Raw genomic sequence first — 15,471 nt, forward strand, 5'->3', positions numbered from 1 at the left:
GAATGAAAAAATTATTTAAAAATGAAAAAATACTCTATCTCCTATTTGGGATTGGTACTACAGCAGTCTATTTTTTGACAAGATTTTTAATTGTAAACATATCTGAAAACTCAATGTGGGCAGTCATTACAGCTCAAATTACCGCCATATTATTCGCTTACTTTACGAATAAAATCTTCGTCTTTAAAGATCAAAAATGGAAGCCAATCGATTTATTAAAACAAATTACAGGGTTTATAGCAGGTCGAGCGTTCGTATTTGGTTTGGACTTGCTGATTACGTATATTGCAGTCGTAGCCTATTCTAAAGAAATCATTCATTTCTTAGGTTTGAATTCTATTAATTACGACCATCTTCTTTTTTCATCTTCATTAACAAAAGGATTCATTGGAACACCTGCTTTATTAAATGAATTTATTTTTGTATTTATCGTACAAATATTAGCAATTATTATAAACTATATTATTTCAAAAAAAGCCGTTTTTAAAGCGGAAAGAGTAAATAAGGAGCAGTTGCATTGATTATTACAACTTTTAAGAAAAGTTACATTTGGCTATCAATCTTTATATTCTATGCAGTGATTGCCTCATTATTAATACTGTCAGGTGATGATTGGGCATGGGGTTCTGAAGAAGGATGGTCAAGACTTGAAAATGGATTCGATTATTACAACGGACGTTACTTAGGGAATATAATTGAAATTTTTATTACGCGCTCTCTACTATTTAGAATTGCAATTTATGCTTTAGTTAATACAGGAATCGTGTATGTGACTTGGTTATTACTAAATCGAAAATTTAGCATTCCACTCATCATGTTACTTATTATATCTATGCCAATCTCAATTTATGGTGAAACATATGGTTGGTTAGCAGGCTTCGCAAACTACAATACTTCTTTATTGGCAATTTTATATATTTTATATGTTGCCAAGAAAAAACAGCCGAAAATGATTGAGTTGTTTTTCGTAGGGATCATCGCGTTTTTAGGACAATTTTTTGTTGAAAACGTATCTGTCGCTAGCGTTGTTATGGCAGTGATTGGATTGTTATTGGCACTATTCTATAAAGAAAAGAAAGCTGTATTTATTGTGTGGCTAATAGGTGCAACAGTTGGCGCTTATATAATGTTCTCTAATACGGCCTATCATACGGAAGGGAATATGCGCGAGGTTGGAGGATTAGACTTCACATTATTATTCACAACGATGATCACGAGTTGGAGTGAATTTTATTTTAAAGATAATCTCATTCTCATCGTATTGTTTACGATTGTATTAGCAATAATCGGTAAAGGGCAAAAGTATTTAGTAGGTTCTATACTAGTAATTGCCATGTATTTCATTATTAGAAATCTAGTTGGATTAAGCCCCGCATCACTACCTTATTACTTACTAGTAGTGGAATTTATTTTAATGTGTATCTATTTGATTGCATTATTAATTATAGTGGGGAAATCAAAAATTAAAAATGAGCATAAACGATACTTCTATACATATTTTTTATATGCAATCATTTTATTAGGTCCATTTTTATTAATTACACCATTTGGACCAAGAAATATGCTGTTAACTTATATGTTACTAGTCATTTGTTTATTACTAATTTGTGATGAAAAAATCGTAGGATGGCTGAGAAAAGGCAACAAGTTTGTTGTTTTAGCTGTAATTGGTTTTTGTATGACGTTCATTATAATGCATGGCGCAAATAAAATTGAAAATCATACGCGTTATGATCAATTAGTCGAGGAATATGAAGCAGGTGCTAAGTTCTCGACGTTAACGAGACTACCTTTTGAAGAAATCGGGCATGATCTAACACCGAGATTTAATAACCTTCAAAGACAGCGACAAATTGAGTATTACAACTTACCACCAGACATTCGCATTCGATTATCAAATTATGTGCATATTGAGCCAGAACCACCGTATGGTCCAATCGAACCGAAGTATTTAAGGTAGATAAATAGTTCTTAAGCATACACAAAAAGCCGAAATCGCACTTGTTGCAATTTCGGCTTTTTGTTGTTTATTTAAGATAACTTTCAAAGATTCCGCCTTGTGAAAATTCACTAAATGGAATAAGTAAGAATCGCGTATAGGGCTTTCCTTTTTCATATTCACTAATGATTGTTAAGATATTCGCATTGTAAAAATAAACATAATTTGCTCCATTTTTTGACGCTTCATATTCAACAGGCTTTCCGAAAGTTTGTGTCACTTGTTTTTTTGTGAATTTTTGAGGAGTCGAGAGCAGCATACCACGCACTTTATCCGTCGCTTTGTTTGTTTTTTGTTTCCCGTTTAAAATATAAGTAAAAATCGTATCTTTCGTTTTAAAATATCTATTATTCGCATAACCATAAACATTTAAGGACGAACCACGTTCTTTAGCATAGTAAGGCAGTCCCGCATGTTTTTTCCCTTTAAACTTCTTATACGGATCACCAATCTTTGCGATAGCATAAGGTAATTTATTTTGTGTCACTTGCTTTTTAACTTCTTGTAATGTGATGTTTTTTGTTTTTGCATCGGCATTCAGGGTAGTAAGGTTCATGATGCAGCATATGGCGATGAAAAGAACGATGATTTTTTTCATAGTAATAGCTCCTTTCCATTTAACTTCTAGCTTACTTGAAGTTGATTTTAAAAACAACCTAATATTGGAAAAAGTCTTTATAAAAGAACTAGTGTATAATGAATGAAAATACGAATGTAGGGGGAACACATGGGCATCTATTTTGAGTCAATGGAGATGTTTCAAAAAGATGGTGGTTTAAAACAAACAACGATTACAGCGAAACAATTACTACCAGCGATGGTTACACATATGAAGCGTGGCGACCGTCAGTTTTCACTCTACTTACAAGGACGTCTACCAAAGTCTGTACCAGATTTATTACAAGAAGCTTTTTCACTGCTGCACTTACAAGAGCCTTTTTATACGCAACATTGTGCGAGACAGGAGAGCTCGTTCAAATATGTATCGAAGAACCGTATTAAGATGAATTTTTCGATGACCTATCGTATGACGAGAGAAGAACAACAATGGGTGATACAAGAGATTCAATTAATTTTAAAAGACCTCATAACGAATACGATGAGTGATGTGGAAAAAGTGATTGCTGTTCATGACTATATTGTACGCAATCACCAATATGAGATGAATACGACTGGTTCACCGTTTACGGTCTATACATTTATGCATGAGAAGCAGGGCGTCTGTATGGCGTATGCACTACTGTTCGAAAAAATGATGGAGGAGCTAAAAATTCCTTGTTATTACGTTATTGGTCAAGCGGACGGTGAGAGTGATTTAGGACATGCATGGAATATGGTGAAATTGGATGACGCTTGGTATCATATCGATGCGACGTGGGATGATGTCGGTTCGAAAATGAAGAACCATGAAATTCGTTATCGCTACCTGCTCCGTTCAGATGCTTTTATGAAAAAAGATCATCAGTGGAATGAAGCGAATTACCCGCAATGTTTGAGCGAGCGTTATCAATACTTTACGAACCTTTATGATGTCGCATCACATGGTAAAAATATTTACTATCCAAAACCAAAAACTGCTTCACTCATGTCCTTCGATGTTTTATCGAGAACGGAAACACTTCATTTAGAAGAACGTGTGCAGTTTTGTACGTTTGAACAAGGGCGACTCTATATGAGCTGTGTGGACCGAGATTGGCATTTATACGCTTTTGAAGTCGATACGAAACAATTAATATGTGTCGAAGAACGCCAAGTACAGTCGATTCATCAGACGGTTCATGAAACGATTGTTCACTTCCATCAAGGAGAACCCATTTACTTAAAAGAACGTGCAACAATCGAACCAAAGCCCGTACCAGAAGCACATGAAGTCATACTTACAGGGTTCGGAAATAGCTGGTTTGGCGAATATAAAGGGAAGGCAAAACCACTTCGCTTCATTAGTGATGAAGGGTTGGAGCTACTTATTGCTGATGCCTACAAACAAGTGACCGTCGATTTCTTATGTCACGACTCGCTGCAAATTCAACTAACAGCGAATCAAAAGCCATTAAAAGCAGAACATCCTGTCATCGTGACACTACCACCCGATATTGCGACACGCGTCGGTCGAAAAGTATTAGAAATTGAAGAAGATTTTGAAATGGTGTTGTGAGATTTAATAATAGATAAAATATCTTTGCCTTCATAATAGTCGGTAAAGGTATTTTTTAATTGGTTAAATTGGTCATATTTCGTCCAATACAAACTCTATACTGTAAAAGAAGGTAGATATTACAAATAAATGAAGTGAGGTTTTTAGATGTTCGACCAATTAAAAGCAGGGTTTATGGACTTCAAAGAAAAGAAGGCAGTGGATTTACTGTTAAATGCGTCTGTGTTTGAAAAGATTTTAGAGCGTCAATCTATTGAAGGGGTAGAGGATCTTCAAGTGAAGATTGAGGAAGGGCTTCTTATTTTAGAAGGGGATACGAAAGTGAAGAAATTTGGTATATCGAAAAATATTCACTTCACGCTTTCTTTAAAGCCTGTTCATGCAGAGGGGCGTGCGCTACAGTTTGAGTTGAAAAAGATGAAGCCGCTTGATTTTAGTACAGTGCATAAAAAGATTTTTCATAAGCCGCCCGTTGTGACATATGATGAGCGTGTCATTCAGATTGACCTCAATGCGTTTGATAAAGTGAAGGCAATTCCCATTGGACATATTAAAGAAATTGCGATTCAAGATGAGCAGTTTATTGTATCCATTGGTTTATAAATAAGAGGAGGGAATTCAAATGAAAAAAATTCTAAGTATGGTATTTGTTTTAATGTTAGTTAGTAGTGTCTGGTCAACACAAGCTTCTGCGGCTTCGTATGACCGCGCTAAAACAGCAAAAACAGTAAAAGTGTATGTGAAGGCTGGTACATCTTATAAAGTAGCGTACACTGTACCAAAAGGAAAAGCAGTTAAAGTAATTGGTGGCGTAGATGTAGGTTCGGATCAATACTATTGGCCGATTGCTGATCAATTTGGTTTTTATAAAATCACATACAAAAATAAAAAGGGCTATGTGGCACAAGGTAATTTAAATTTTACAAGTGCTTATAGTTGGGTTCCAGGCGTAAAAGCAAAAGCGAAGAAATATGCAAAAAGCTACGCAGATAACGATCCATACCGTTTTGTGAAAAGTAAAAAATACGGTAAAGATGGTTACTATAGCATTGAGCACAAATGGAATGGTACATGGTACACAATCGGACGTGTGAATTGTAAAACAGGTGCGATTCATGGGTAAAAGAAAATACATTTTATTTTTCTTAATTGGCTTATTAATATGGGGAAGTGGAAACAGCACGATTTCAATTGTCGAAGCAAAAGTAAAATATAATCATGAAAAATATAAACGCTCAAATACGTATAAAACATATGTTTTTAAAAGTTATGAAAAAGGTAAAAAAGCTAAAATCGTCACACATCGGTATATGTCAAAAGGTTCTTACAAAGGCATGTGGAGAATTAATAATGAAAACTGGTATGTTGATTATGGCAGCAATTCAACAGGTGTCTATGGCACAGCTGTTTATAAGCACAAAACGGGTGAACGTATTATAAGTTCTCAAATTTTACCGCGAAATTTAAAAAAGGGTGCGAAAGGTTATATGGGTGATGCCGCTTACTATGATCGTCATAAATATAAAGTTTTATCCACAAATACAACAGTTCGAACACCAGCAAAAACTTTTAAACATGTATTGAAAATTTGGATTTCAACACCAGATTTAAGCATGCAGTCTATAAACTACTATGCTAAAGGCTATGGCATCATTAAAAGCGAAGACATAAGTGAAGGTGAAATTACAAAGTCATCTGAATTAGTAGCTTTAAAAAAATAAATAAAAAAACATCTTGTATGTGGTAAAGCATACAGGATGTTCTTTTTTTATTACAATACTTTTTCAATTGCTTGTTCTAAATCAAGGAGTGAATCAGTTGGTTCGAAGCGTGAAATTACTTGACCATTCGCATCGACTAAGAATTTTGTGAAGTTCCAGCGAATATTACGTCCGATTAAATAGTCTGGGTAATCACGCTTTACACGGTCCATGACCATCATCTCTTGCATATTCGTTTGATCGACATCGCGTACATCGACTTCGTGTTTTAAGTAATTGAATAATGGAGCAGTGCGTTCACCATTTACTTCAATTAAATCAAATATAGGATACTCCACGCCAAAGTGAGTTTTACATGTCGTCATCGTTGTGACACCATCTTCAGGGTTTTGTTCACCGAACTGATTCGTTGGGAATGCGAGTACAATGAAGTCGCGATTTTTATATTTTGCATAGAGCTTTTGTAAGTCTTCATATTGATATGTAAACATACACTGACTTGCGGAATTAACGATTAACATTGTTTTTCCACGATAAGTTTCCATCGATAAAATTTCACCGTTTGGTTTCTTTACTAAATAATTATAAATACTCATAAGTAAGTAGTCCTCCTTCTATCTAGGGGTTTTTACACTCCTATTATATAAGAAAATAAAACAAAAGAACGAATGATTTGATTTGAAAAGAAAAATTGGGATTTGTATGCAATAGTTATTTAAGATTATTTTTAAGAGGAAATAATACTGTTTTACTTATCTAACCGCTAAGATTTTTGTGAAATCATTTTTCATGTGAATCATAAATACTAAAAATAACTTTTTTTGTTGTTTTTAATTCAAAAACAGTTCGATCATTAGATATAAAGTCCTTTTTTGAGGGGAAAAATGTTATAATTATTTTAGTTATATATTTTTTGAATGGTCATATAACGACCATTGACCTATGTAAGATAGAGTGTAAAGAGGTGATGTTATGAGTCGAGAAAAAGAAACACAAATACATCGTATTTTATCGATGTATGATCGACTGGAAAAAGGTGAAAAACTTGTAAAGAAGGAAGAATCTCAAAGATTCCAAACGAGTGAGAAATCAATTCAACGTGATATTGATCATATTCGAAGATTTTTAGAATTGGAAAAAAATAATGCATACTTAGACTATAATCGTAAAGAAAAAGTGTATCAGTTGAGTATAGGTGAAGATGAAAGTCGTTTGAATAGTCAACATATCTTAGCGATTTTAAAAGTTTTAATGGATTCAAGGGCATTTAAAAAAGATGAGATGGACAGCATTGTAAGTAAGTTATTAATGCTTGTAAATAAAAAGGATCAAGAAATTTTAAAGAAAATGACAGGGAATGAAAGACTTCTCTATACCGATTTATCGCATGGGCAAGCAGTGATTGAAAAAATCTGGACGTTATCAGAGCATATCCAGAATCAACACATCATGACGATTACATATCAGCGTGAACTAGCAGACGCTGAAAAAGAGCATCTTGTTAAACCGGTTGGCATTATTTTTTCAGAGTACTATTTCTATTTACTTGCATACCCTGCAAATAAAGAAATTGATTATCCAATTATTTACCGAATTGATCGTATTAAGTCGATTAAAGCGGAACAGGTATCTTTCAAAATCCCTTATTCAGAACGATTCCAAGAGGGAGAATTCCGTAAACGTGTGCAGTTTATGTATACAGGAGATTTATTAAAAGTGAAGTTTAAGTTCACAGGAGCTTCTAAACAAGCTGTATTAGATCGTTTACCAACAGCAAAAGAGGTCATGGCGATTGATGATGGTTGGATTTTTGAAGCAGAAGTGTTCGGTAAAGGAATTAAAATGTGGTTAATGAGTCAAGGTGAACATGTAGAGGTATTAGAGCCGAAAGCATTCCGTGAGGAGTTTTTAAAAACATTTGAACATTTATATGAGATATACCAACCAGTCAAGTAAGGCGTGTTATTTATGATGAATAGGGAATAACTTGTAAAAACGAGGTGTTGCCTGTGCATCAGCGAAAAGAAGGTATTCTTAATAAAAAGTCTGTCACGATTGTGGGCATTATTGTGCTTGTATTAGCTGTGATATGGTTATTTTATTTAAAGAATACATCGTATGAAAAGCCCGAGCAGGCGATTCGTGCAGCTGAAAAGAATTTAACATTGATTCCTGCTCATCAGACAGACAACCAAGCACTGTACTTTTTTGTGAAGGATGACTATAAGTATGGTGTAACCTACGCTCAAAAAGGGATGTGGGGTTGGAAAACACGTGGTATTATTTGGACAAAAATTCATGATGATCGAAATACTTCCGAAAAGCTAACAGGTTATCAAGAATACGAAGGACAGCTCATGTATGGTCTATTGAAAAATACAAAAAATCACGCTGTCTACTTTAATAAACAACAAGCAACATTTTTAAATTTAGATGAGTTGCCAAAAGAAGTTGTAAAAAAATATCGTCTGGAAGGTATGGCGATTTGGTATTTAGAGCATGATGCGGTAATCGAGAAAGGTGTGCTTCGTCTAGTCGATACAAAGACGAATAAGACGATTCATCGGATTGTCATTAAATAGGTTACTTTGCGAATAGCTTTCAAAGCTTTATAATATAAGTAACGACTATGTTAAAGGAGTTTACGATGAATACACGTTATAAAATTACACGTTTGAATGAGCAAGAGGAGCCAATGTTAACATTGGAAGATTTGCAACAATTCTTTTCTACACAATCTGATTTTACGTATGAAGATGCATTTGTGTCACGCAATCAAGAAGGCGTTGAGATGAGGATCAAAGGTGACTTTTTTATGTGGCATGTCGATCAAGTGAAAGTACCATTTCGTTTCTTCGATGGAGAACTCTATGTAGCAATTTCCCATCCAGTCATAGAAGAAAAGATGAAAGAAATTGCGGCTGCACTTGATGCAGTATATGTAGAAGGCTAGGATAAAGAAGAGGAGGTATCGCGATGGCGATACCTCCTCTTTTTTACTTTTTATTCACTTTCAAAGTGTAATATTTATACGAACCAAACTGTTCAAATTTATAGGTGTATGTGTAGGGATTGAAGAAAGAAAGGGTTGGGCTGGCTTTTACGAATCCTTTTCGTTCAATATAGTTTTGCATTGTCTTGGCACGTTTTGCGTCGTAGAATGTGTACGTGTCAAAATACGAACCTTGGAATGCGTAATCTTTGCCTTTATGAATATTCGTAAAATAAGAACGCAATTGTTTTTCGGTCTTTCCTATATTCAAATACATAAAAGGTACATAGTATTTTTTTCCTTTATACGTAATAGGAATTAAATTTTGGGCAGAAGAAATATTTTTTGTAGCTTTTGGGGTTTCGTTTGATGTGAATAGTGTTCCTTTTTTATTTGTTAAGGTTGTTGAAGTCGCTTGGAAACTTCTCTTATGGTAACCTGATAGATTCGCTCGATCTGCATAGTAATACCATGTTTTCTTTTTTAACGCTTTGGATTTTGGGATATAACCCGTTTTTGTTCCAATCTTCACTTTGTAATAAGTTGCAGATGCTTTCGATGTTGTTGTGAATTTTTGGTTCTGTTTTAATGTAGTTAATTTCGTAGATGACTTGCTTTGTTTTGCATATAAATACGTATCAGGCTTTGCATAATAAGTAGTCGATTTGGCGTCGACCTGTGCGGAAAAGAATAAAGACCCTGCTAAAATGATGAATAGACTCCAAGTTAATTTTAATTTCATTTTGTCTAAAACCTCCAATCCATCCTATTATACCCTAATGAATACGAAAGGTAATATATGGATTAAATCCTATTTTGACATTGAATCATATTGAAAAAAAGAGTAGTTTAACGCGAAAAAATGATATTTTAATCAAAAATATAATAAATTGGATTGCTGAAGTGTGCATTAAAATGTACAGGACGAATGGTAACATTGTCTTATAGGAGGGGATTACATGCAGTCTCAAACAAAAGTTATTTATTGTGATACATGTCATAAAAAAATTAAAAAAGTTCGGATGGGCGATGTGATTTTGCCTCATCAAGTAAGTGATTTGCTTCCACAACAATGCAAAGTTTGTAAGGTGAAGGCGATTATAAAAGGCACAAAAAAACCCGAATGATGGGCATTCGGGTTTCATATATTAGATTACTTCACTCGCTAGTACAGCTTCCACCATACTGCGTGCTTCTTCAACTGACTTGGTTTGCATTAAGCTGTTACGTAATTCAGCTGCGCCGCTAAACCCACGTACATAGATTTTAAAGAAGCGATGTAGATGATTATAAGGGCGTTGTGTTTCTTCTGCATATTTTTCATATAGTTCAAGTTGTAGCAATAGAAGATTTAAATATTCTTCTACACTACGTTCGCGTGGATCTTCGCTAAATGCAAATGGGTTTGTGAATACACCACGACCAATCATGACACCATCGATACCGTATTTTTCAGCTAATTCTAAGCCGACTTTACGATCAGGAATATCGCCATTAATCGTTAATAATGTATTCGGTGCAATCTCATCGCGTAATTGTTTGATCTCAGGAATCAAATCCCAGTGCGCAGGCACTTTACTCATTTCTTTACGTGTGCGTAAATGAATCGTTAAGTTCGCGATATCTTGTTTTAAAACATGTGTTAACCATTCGCGCCATTCATTCACATCTGTATAACCAAGACGTGTTTTTACGCTAACTGGTAATCCACCAGCTTTTGCGGCTTGGATAATTTCCGCAGCTGTTTCAGGGTGATTAATCAGACCTGAACCTTTACCACGTGAAGCAACATTCGCCACAGGACAACCCATATTCAAGTCGACCCCTTTAAAGCCCATCTCTTTCATACCGATGCTCATCTCTTTGAACATCTCTGGTTTATTTCCCCAAATATGTGCAACAAGAGGTTGTTCATCTTCTGTATAAGTAAGACGACCACGTACACTATAAATACCTTCAGGGTGGCAGAAGCTCTCTGTATTTGTGAACTCAGTAAAGAACACATCAGGACGACCTGCTTCACTAATTACATGACGGAATACAACGTCTGTTACGTCTTCCATCGGTGCTAATATAAAAAATGGCTTTGGTAAATCTTGCCAAAAGTTTTCTGATTGCTTACTCATCGTATCTTCTCCTTGCATACTTCTATAAAATTTTCACTATCCTAAATAGTATCATTTATTCGCGCATCCTGCACAAAAATAATCTTCGTAAAATCAGAATTTAAAAATCTTCTTTATCTTGTTATCTGACAAGACAACTTACGTGCGATGTTTGAATAAAGGTGATATATTAATAACCATAAAAAAGGGTACTTTATTTAAAATTACAATTATTTATGATAGTAAAAATCTTACGAAATGACATTTTTTATAAAATATAAATTTTGTAAAGAGGTGTTCGATTTGGGAAAACTGAATAAAAAAATCTTTATCCCGTTATTTGTATTATTATTACTTGTCATTAGTGTAGGTGTATTTTCAATGAGGGCCGACTATACAAGTGCAGAATTATTTGATGCAAAGCACGAGTTTTCATATGGAGAACAGGCGAATCAAGACTTAAAAATTTATCAAAAAGGGTTAAAAAAAGGAGAGAAAACGCCTGTTGTACTGTATATACATGGCGGTGGTTGGTATGCAGGAGATAAAGCGAATGTAGGTAAAAAACCAGGTTATTTTAACAAAAAGGGTTACACCTTTATTTCGATGAATTATCGCTTATCACCGGTAGGCAATTATCAAGACCAAGCGAATGATGTAGCAGCTACGATGAAGTGGATTGTCGATCATGCGGATCAATATCATTTAGATGCCAATCAAATTACATTGATGGGGCATTCAGCAGGAGGACATTTGGCCTCATTGGTTGCATTAGATCCTCAATACTTAAAAGAAGTAGGATTACCACTTCATACGATACGCGGTGTTATTAATATTGAAGGACCACTTGATATGAGCGACTTTATTAAAGAAGTCCCGAAATATAAATCAGTTTACGGAAAAAATCCGAATGTATGGAAAGCAGCTTCACCTAGTACTTATCTTGGTCAGCAAGCAGTTCCGCCGATGTTAATTATCTCAAGAGAGGACGCATCAACTACGAAATTCGTAAAGGCTGCAAAAAAACTAGGCGAACCAGTTGATTTACTCACAACACATGAATTATCTCATTCGGACTTAACGGGTTTGATTGGAACGAATGAAAATGCAGAAGCGATTCAAGTAACGAATGCAGTGACAAAATTCTTGCAAACAAATCAACCAAATACATTCAAATAAACAAACATTACAGCAAACTAGTGCATACATTGTCTAGTTTGCTTTTTCATTATTGAAAAGGGTATAAGTGCAAATGATTGTAGAAGGAATCTTTATAAATCAAAGGAGGAAATTGTATGTCTTAGTCAGAATAAACGAATGAATGGATTGAAAAAAGAAAACAATATATTGTACGTGGTGTAAGTAATGGGAATTTAGCGATTGTCAAAAGGCGCAACGGTTACGGATTTAGGTGGTAAACAGTAGAGTGATTTTGTATCTATGATTGGTGTATTAAATGTTGGGCATAATCACCCGGAAGTTGTAGCTGCTGTAAAAGAGCAAGCAGAGAAGTTTTTATTACCTGGGTTTAATGTACATGAAGAAAAGTTATGTGAAAAAGGGTTGGTCATTTTAGGTCGAGCATTTGAAGAAGTGGCGAAATAATGAAAGGACACGTATAACATCAAAACGAAATCGCATTGTGTGAAGCGATTTCGTTTTTTTAAAGCCTATAGATTTATATTTAAATACAGCGCGCCAGTCGCTGAATGGCTTCGTCTACTTCCTCCATTTGAATATTTGCAAAGCCAATCACAAGTAAACGATTGCGCTGAATAAGTGGTAGTGGATTCAATGAAAAACGTTTTAATGTATAGAGTTCTAACTTCTCTTGTTGTGCTGCTTGTTCGATTTCTTCATAAGATTTTGATGTAGGTACTTCAATTAAAAAGTGAAGTCCAGCAGGAATATCGTAAATCACAAGATCACGCGTCAAATTGTTAGAGAGTGCTTCAATTAATGCGGTTCGAATCTCCTCATAATGTTTCGTCATCTTTCGAATATGTTTTTCATATTGCCCACTCTCGATAAATTCATTCAACGTATAAAGCGCTAAATTATTCGCTGGTTGAATCTCAAGTGGAAATGCTTCTTGATAAGCTGCCAATAGTTTTGTTGGAAGTACCATATAACTAATACGCATTCCAGGTAACAGTGTTTTTGAGAATGTCCCCATATAAATAACTTTTCGGTTATAATCCAAACTTTGAAGCGAAGGAACATTGTCCGTTTGGTATTTAAACTCACTATCATAATCATCCTCTATAATATAGCGCTGTTCATCGCGTGAAGCCCAGTTGAGTAATTCAACACGTCTTGAAATCGGCATAATAGTGCCTGTTGGAAACTGATGAGAAGGTGTCGTGATGATAAACTGTGCATTCGTCTGCTCAATATACTTTACATCAATCCCGTGATCATCAAGTGGAATGAGGTGTGTTTTAAACTGATGTCGCTGTAGAAGTTGATAGTATCTTGCATAGCCCGGATTCTCGACTGCAAAAGCTGTTTTAGTTGTCTGCAACATTAAGAGACGTTCCATCAACCCCTGACTTGTTGCGTGAATAATAATTTGTTCAGGTTCGCACTTCACACCACGCGTCGCATAAATAAAATTCGCAATATTTTTCCGTAGTATGTAAGGTCCCTGTGTATGTGGCATTTCACTTAATTCATCCATATGTTCCTCATAAATTTTCGCCTGACAATTCAGCCACTTACGAAAGGGGAATAATTTCGGATTTGCATTCATGTGAGAAAGCGAAATCCATCCCTCACGCGAACTTTCTTCTTCTCTTAATATTTCAGGGAATGAGGGCGTAATCTGGTCGTTAATATCAAAGCGCTGAATTTCCTCTACAAAATAGCCAAGTCGTTCAATTGTATAAATATATCCTTCAGCCAAAAGCTGGTCGTAAGCTGTCGCAACTGAATTCGTACTAACAGCAAGTGATTTTGCGAGTTCACGTTTTGGTGGTAATTTGTGATGTGCACGCACTTGATGGCTTAGAATTTGTTCTTTAATTTGACGATAAATTTGTTGGTAAATAAAGCGACCTTTTCCTTTTGAATTCACTTGAATCTGCAATCTTATCACCTCTGGTACCTTTTTTTTATAAACTTGGTGCTTTTTATTGTACCAAAAAAGGGCATAATTAGAAAAAAGAAACGAAGGAGGAAATGAAATGTTACAAACAAATCAAACAAAAGAATTAGTTGAAAAACGCAAGCAATACGTAGTGCAAGGGGTAAGTAACGGAAATCTTGCGGTTGCGAAAGAAGCAAAAGGGGCAACAATCGTCGATATTGAAGGTAATGACTGGATTGATTTCGCAGCAGCCATTGGTACATTAAACGTAGGTCATAGTCATCCGAAAGTAGTATCAGCTGTCAAAGACCAAGTAGAAAAATTCTTACACCCTGGTTTCAATGTCATTATGTATGATTCTTATATTCGTTTAGCAGAAAAATTAGCAGAAATTACACCAGGAAGTTTTGAAAAACAAGTCGTTTTATTAAACTCAGGTGCAGAAGCAGTTGAAAACGCAGTGAAAATTGCACGTAAATATACGAAAAAACAAGCCGTTGTAGCTTTTACAAACGGTTATCACGGTCGTACCAACTTAACAATGGGTATGACGTCAAAAGTAAAGCCTTATAAATATGAATTTGGACCATTTGCTCCTGAAATTTATAAAGCGCCTTATCCATACATGTACCGTAAACCAGAAGGCATTACAGATGAAGCTTATGTAGATCATATTATCGAGCAATTCCATGACTTCTTTATCTCGACAATTGCACCGGAGATGGTGGCGTGTGTTGTCATGGAACCAATTCAAGGTGAGGGTGGATTTATCGTACCGCCGAAAAAATTCGTACAAGCCGTTGCGAACTTCTGTAAAGAAAACAATATTGTTTTTGTAGCAGATGAAATTCAAACAGGTTTTGCACGTACAGGCACATTATTTGCAATTGAGCAATTTGATGTAGAGCCAGATTTAATGACGGTATCGAAATCACTAGCGGCAGGTCTACCACTTAGTGGGGTTGTTGGTCGTAAAGAGATGATGGAAGTTTCAACAGCAGGTGAATTAGGCGGTACATATGCAGGAAGTCCAGTAGCATGTGAAGCGGCACTTGCAGTAATTGATATTATTGAAGATGAAAAATTATGCGAAAAAGCACAAGTTTTAGGTGACAAGTTAACAAAACACTTACATGGCTATGCAGAAAAATATGCATTTGTAGGCGATATTCGTGGTCTAGGTGCGATGGTAGCAGTGGAATTAGTAGATGAGCATAAAGCGCCAAATAAAGCAGCAGCAACAGCAATTGCAAAATATGCAAATGACAATGGATTACTGTTATTAACAGCAGGCATTAAAGGAAATGTCATTCGCTTCTTATCACCACTTGTTATTACAGATGAAGAATTAGAAAAGGGTTTAGCGATTTTAGATCGTGCATTCGAAGCAGCAGCGAAGGAGGCGTAACCG

18 protein-coding genes are annotated in these 15,471 nt (G+C 35.3%); 13 read left to right on the top strand and 5 right to left on the bottom strand.

The genetic code is table 11. From position 1 onward, the window contains the following. Positions 1 to 2 precede the first annotated feature (2 nt). Positions 3 to 521: a GtrA family protein gene (locus tag ASO14_RS03145; RefSeq protein WP_068451312.1), complete on the top strand. Its 519-nt coding sequence runs from the start codon at positions 3 to 5 to the stop codon at positions 519 to 521. Continuing rightward, positions 518 to 1,960, top strand: a complete 1,443-nt coding sequence (locus ASO14_RS03150; protein ID WP_068451315.1) for a hypothetical protein — start codon at positions 518 to 520, stop codon at positions 1,958 to 1,960. The genes ASO14_RS03145 and ASO14_RS03150 overlap by 4 nt, the downstream gene beginning before the upstream one ends. Before the next feature lie 67 nt (positions 1,961 to 2,027). On the opposite strand, the gene ASO14_RS03155 is transcribed toward ASO14_RS03150, so the two are convergent. After that, positions 2,028 to 2,597 (bottom strand): hypothetical protein, encoded by a 570-nt coding sequence (locus ASO14_RS03155; protein WP_068451318.1) that lies wholly within the window; start codon positions 2,595 to 2,597, stop codon positions 2,028 to 2,030. 129 nt (positions 2,598 to 2,726) lie between these two features. Here ASO14_RS03155 and ASO14_RS03160 point away from each other — a divergent pair, with 129 nt between their 5' ends. From ASO14_RS03160 to ASO14_RS03175, 4 genes are all read left to right on the top strand, one after another. Further along, entirely contained in the window at positions 2,727 to 4,154 is a 1,428-nt protein-coding gene (locus ASO14_RS03160) for a transglutaminase domain-containing protein (RefSeq protein ID WP_068451321.1), read from the top strand. A 147-nt stretch (positions 4,155 to 4,301) separates the two neighbouring features. Continuing rightward, positions 4,302 to 4,757 carry a hypothetical protein gene (locus ASO14_RS03165; protein ID WP_068451324.1) on the top strand — a complete coding sequence of 152 codons (456 nt, stop codon included), beginning with the start codon at positions 4,302 to 4,304 and terminating at the stop codon, positions 4,755 to 4,757. A 19-nt stretch (positions 4,758 to 4,776) separates the two neighbouring features. After that, on the top strand, positions 4,777 to 5,277 hold the full coding sequence (locus tag ASO14_RS03170; RefSeq protein ID WP_068451326.1) for an SH3 domain-containing protein: 501 nt from the start codon (positions 4,777 to 4,779) through the stop codon (positions 5,275 to 5,277). Then, on the top strand, positions 5,270 to 5,875 hold the full coding sequence (locus tag ASO14_RS03175) for a hypothetical protein (protein ID WP_068451329.1): 606 nt from the start codon (positions 5,270 to 5,272) through the stop codon (positions 5,873 to 5,875). The genes ASO14_RS03170 and ASO14_RS03175 overlap by 8 nt, the downstream gene beginning before the upstream one ends. Positions 5,876 to 5,925: 50 nt before the next feature. On the opposite strand, the gene ASO14_RS03180 is transcribed toward ASO14_RS03175, so the two are convergent. Beyond that, positions 5,926 to 6,471, bottom strand: a complete 546-nt coding sequence (locus tag ASO14_RS03180; protein ID WP_068451332.1) for a glutathione peroxidase — start codon at positions 6,469 to 6,471, stop codon at positions 5,926 to 5,928. 376 nt (positions 6,472 to 6,847) lie between these two features. Between ASO14_RS03180 and ASO14_RS03185 the strand changes: the two genes are divergently transcribed. The 3 genes from ASO14_RS03185 (at position 6,848) to ASO14_RS03195 (ending at position 8,828) form a co-directional block, all read left to right on the top strand. Beyond that, positions 6,848 to 7,831, top strand: a complete 984-nt coding sequence (locus tag ASO14_RS03185) for a helix-turn-helix transcriptional regulator (RefSeq protein WP_068451335.1) — start codon at positions 6,848 to 6,850, stop codon at positions 7,829 to 7,831. A gap of 53 nt (positions 7,832 to 7,884) precedes the next feature. Continuing rightward, positions 7,885 to 8,457, top strand: coding sequence for a hypothetical protein (locus ASO14_RS03190; protein ID WP_068451338.1), 573 nt, complete (start codon positions 7,885 to 7,887; stop codon positions 8,455 to 8,457). A gap of 65 nt (positions 8,458 to 8,522) precedes the next feature. Further along, positions 8,523 to 8,828 carry a hypothetical protein gene (locus ASO14_RS03195; RefSeq protein WP_068451341.1) on the top strand — a complete coding sequence of 102 codons (306 nt, stop codon included), beginning with the start codon at positions 8,523 to 8,525 and terminating at the stop codon, positions 8,826 to 8,828. A gap of 43 nt (positions 8,829 to 8,871) precedes the next feature. Here ASO14_RS03195 and ASO14_RS03200 read toward each other — a convergent pair whose 3' ends face one another. Further along, positions 8,872 to 9,609, bottom strand: coding sequence for a hypothetical protein (locus ASO14_RS03200; RefSeq protein WP_068451344.1), 738 nt, complete (start codon positions 9,607 to 9,609; stop codon positions 8,872 to 8,874). Positions 9,610 to 9,826: 217 nt separating this feature from the next. Here ASO14_RS03200 and ASO14_RS14950 point away from each other — a divergent pair, with 217 nt between their 5' ends. Further along, positions 9,827 to 9,994 (top strand): hypothetical protein, encoded by a 168-nt coding sequence (locus ASO14_RS14950; RefSeq protein ID WP_156422327.1) that lies wholly within the window; start codon positions 9,827 to 9,829, stop codon positions 9,992 to 9,994. A gap of 21 nt (positions 9,995 to 10,015) precedes the next feature. Here the strand turns inward: ASO14_RS14950 and ASO14_RS03205 are convergent, their stop codons facing one another. Then, positions 10,016 to 10,993, bottom strand: a complete 978-nt coding sequence (locus ASO14_RS03205; RefSeq protein WP_068451347.1) for a tRNA dihydrouridine synthase — start codon at positions 10,991 to 10,993, stop codon at positions 10,016 to 10,018. Between the two features lie 282 nt (positions 10,994 to 11,275). Here ASO14_RS03205 and ASO14_RS03210 point away from each other — a divergent pair, with 282 nt between their 5' ends. After that, positions 11,276 to 12,151 (top strand): alpha/beta hydrolase, encoded by an 876-nt coding sequence (locus tag ASO14_RS03210; protein ID WP_068451349.1) that lies wholly within the window; start codon positions 11,276 to 11,278, stop codon positions 12,149 to 12,151. 261 nt (positions 12,152 to 12,412) lie between these two features. After that, the gene (locus ASO14_RS14955) at positions 12,413 to 12,577 is read left to right on the top strand and encodes an aminotransferase class III-fold pyridoxal phosphate-dependent enzyme (RefSeq protein WP_156422328.1); all 165 of its coding nucleotides are present in this window, start codon (positions 12,413 to 12,415) and stop codon (positions 12,575 to 12,577) included. 79 nt (positions 12,578 to 12,656) lie between these two features. Here ASO14_RS14955 and gabR read toward each other — a convergent pair whose 3' ends face one another. Further along, complete coding sequence (gene gabR / locus ASO14_RS03215; RefSeq protein ID WP_411815010.1) at positions 12,657 to 14,069, bottom strand: MocR-like transcriptional regulator GabR; 1,413 nt, start codon at positions 14,067 to 14,069, stop codon at positions 12,657 to 12,659. Positions 14,070 to 14,157: 88 nt separating this feature from the next. Here gabR and gabT point away from each other — a divergent pair, with 88 nt between their 5' ends. Beyond that, complete coding sequence (gabT, locus tag ASO14_RS03220) at positions 14,158 to 15,468, top strand: 4-aminobutyrate--2-oxoglutarate transaminase (RefSeq protein ID WP_068451355.1); 1,311 nt, start codon at positions 14,158 to 14,160, stop codon at positions 15,466 to 15,468. Positions 15,469 to 15,471 lie beyond the last annotated feature (3 nt).

The organism is Kurthia sp. 11kri321 (genome assembly GCF_001534765.1).
GTDB lineage: Bacteria > Bacillota > Bacilli > Bacillales_A > Planococcaceae > Kurthia > Kurthia gibsonii.

What these genes read in the sequence shown, in the direction of transcription:
- ASO14_RS03200 (WP_068451344.1), bottom strand. Translation starts at nt 9,609, where the DNA reads ATGAAATTAAAATTAACTTGGAGTCTATTCATCATTTTAGCAGGGTCT.
- ASO14_RS14950 (WP_156422327.1), top strand. Translation starts at nt 9,827, where the DNA reads ATGCAGTCTCAAACAAAAGTTATTTATTGTGATACATGTCATAAAAAA.
- ASO14_RS03185 (WP_068451335.1), top strand. Translation starts at nt 6,848, where the DNA reads ATGAGTCGAGAAAAAGAAACACAAATACATCGTATTTTATCGATGTAT.
- ASO14_RS14955 (WP_156422328.1), top strand. Translation starts at nt 12,413, where the DNA reads ATGATTGGTGTATTAAATGTTGGGCATAATCACCCGGAAGTTGTAGCT.
- ASO14_RS03180 (WP_068451332.1), bottom strand. Translation starts at nt 6,471, where the DNA reads ATGAGTATTTATAATTATTTAGTAAAGAAACCAAACGGTGAAATTTTA.
- ASO14_RS03170 (WP_068451326.1), top strand. Translation starts at nt 4,777, where the DNA reads ATGAAAAAAATTCTAAGTATGGTATTTGTTTTAATGTTAGTTAGTAGT.
- ASO14_RS03175 (WP_068451329.1), top strand. Translation starts at nt 5,270, where the DNA reads ATGGGTAAAAGAAAATACATTTTATTTTTCTTAATTGGCTTATTAATA.
- ASO14_RS03195 (WP_068451341.1), top strand. Translation starts at nt 8,523, where the DNA reads ATGAATACACGTTATAAAATTACACGTTTGAATGAGCAAGAGGAGCCA.
- ASO14_RS03155 (WP_068451318.1), bottom strand. Translation starts at nt 2,597, where the DNA reads ATGAAAAAAATCATCGTTCTTTTCATCGCCATATGCTGCATCATGAAC.
- ASO14_RS03160 (WP_068451321.1), top strand. Translation starts at nt 2,727, where the DNA reads ATGGGCATCTATTTTGAGTCAATGGAGATGTTTCAAAAAGATGGTGGT.
- gabT (WP_068451355.1), top strand. Translation starts at nt 14,158, where the DNA reads ATGTTACAAACAAATCAAACAAAAGAATTAGTTGAAAAACGCAAGCAA.
- ASO14_RS03205 (WP_068451347.1), bottom strand. Translation starts at nt 10,993, where the DNA reads ATGAGTAAGCAATCAGAAAACTTTTGGCAAGATTTACCAAAGCCATTT.
- ASO14_RS03165 (WP_068451324.1), top strand. Translation starts at nt 4,302, where the DNA reads ATGTTCGACCAATTAAAAGCAGGGTTTATGGACTTCAAAGAAAAGAAG.
- ASO14_RS03145 (WP_068451312.1), top strand. Translation starts at nt 3, where the DNA reads ATGAAAAAATTATTTAAAAATGAAAAAATACTCTATCTCCTATTTGGG.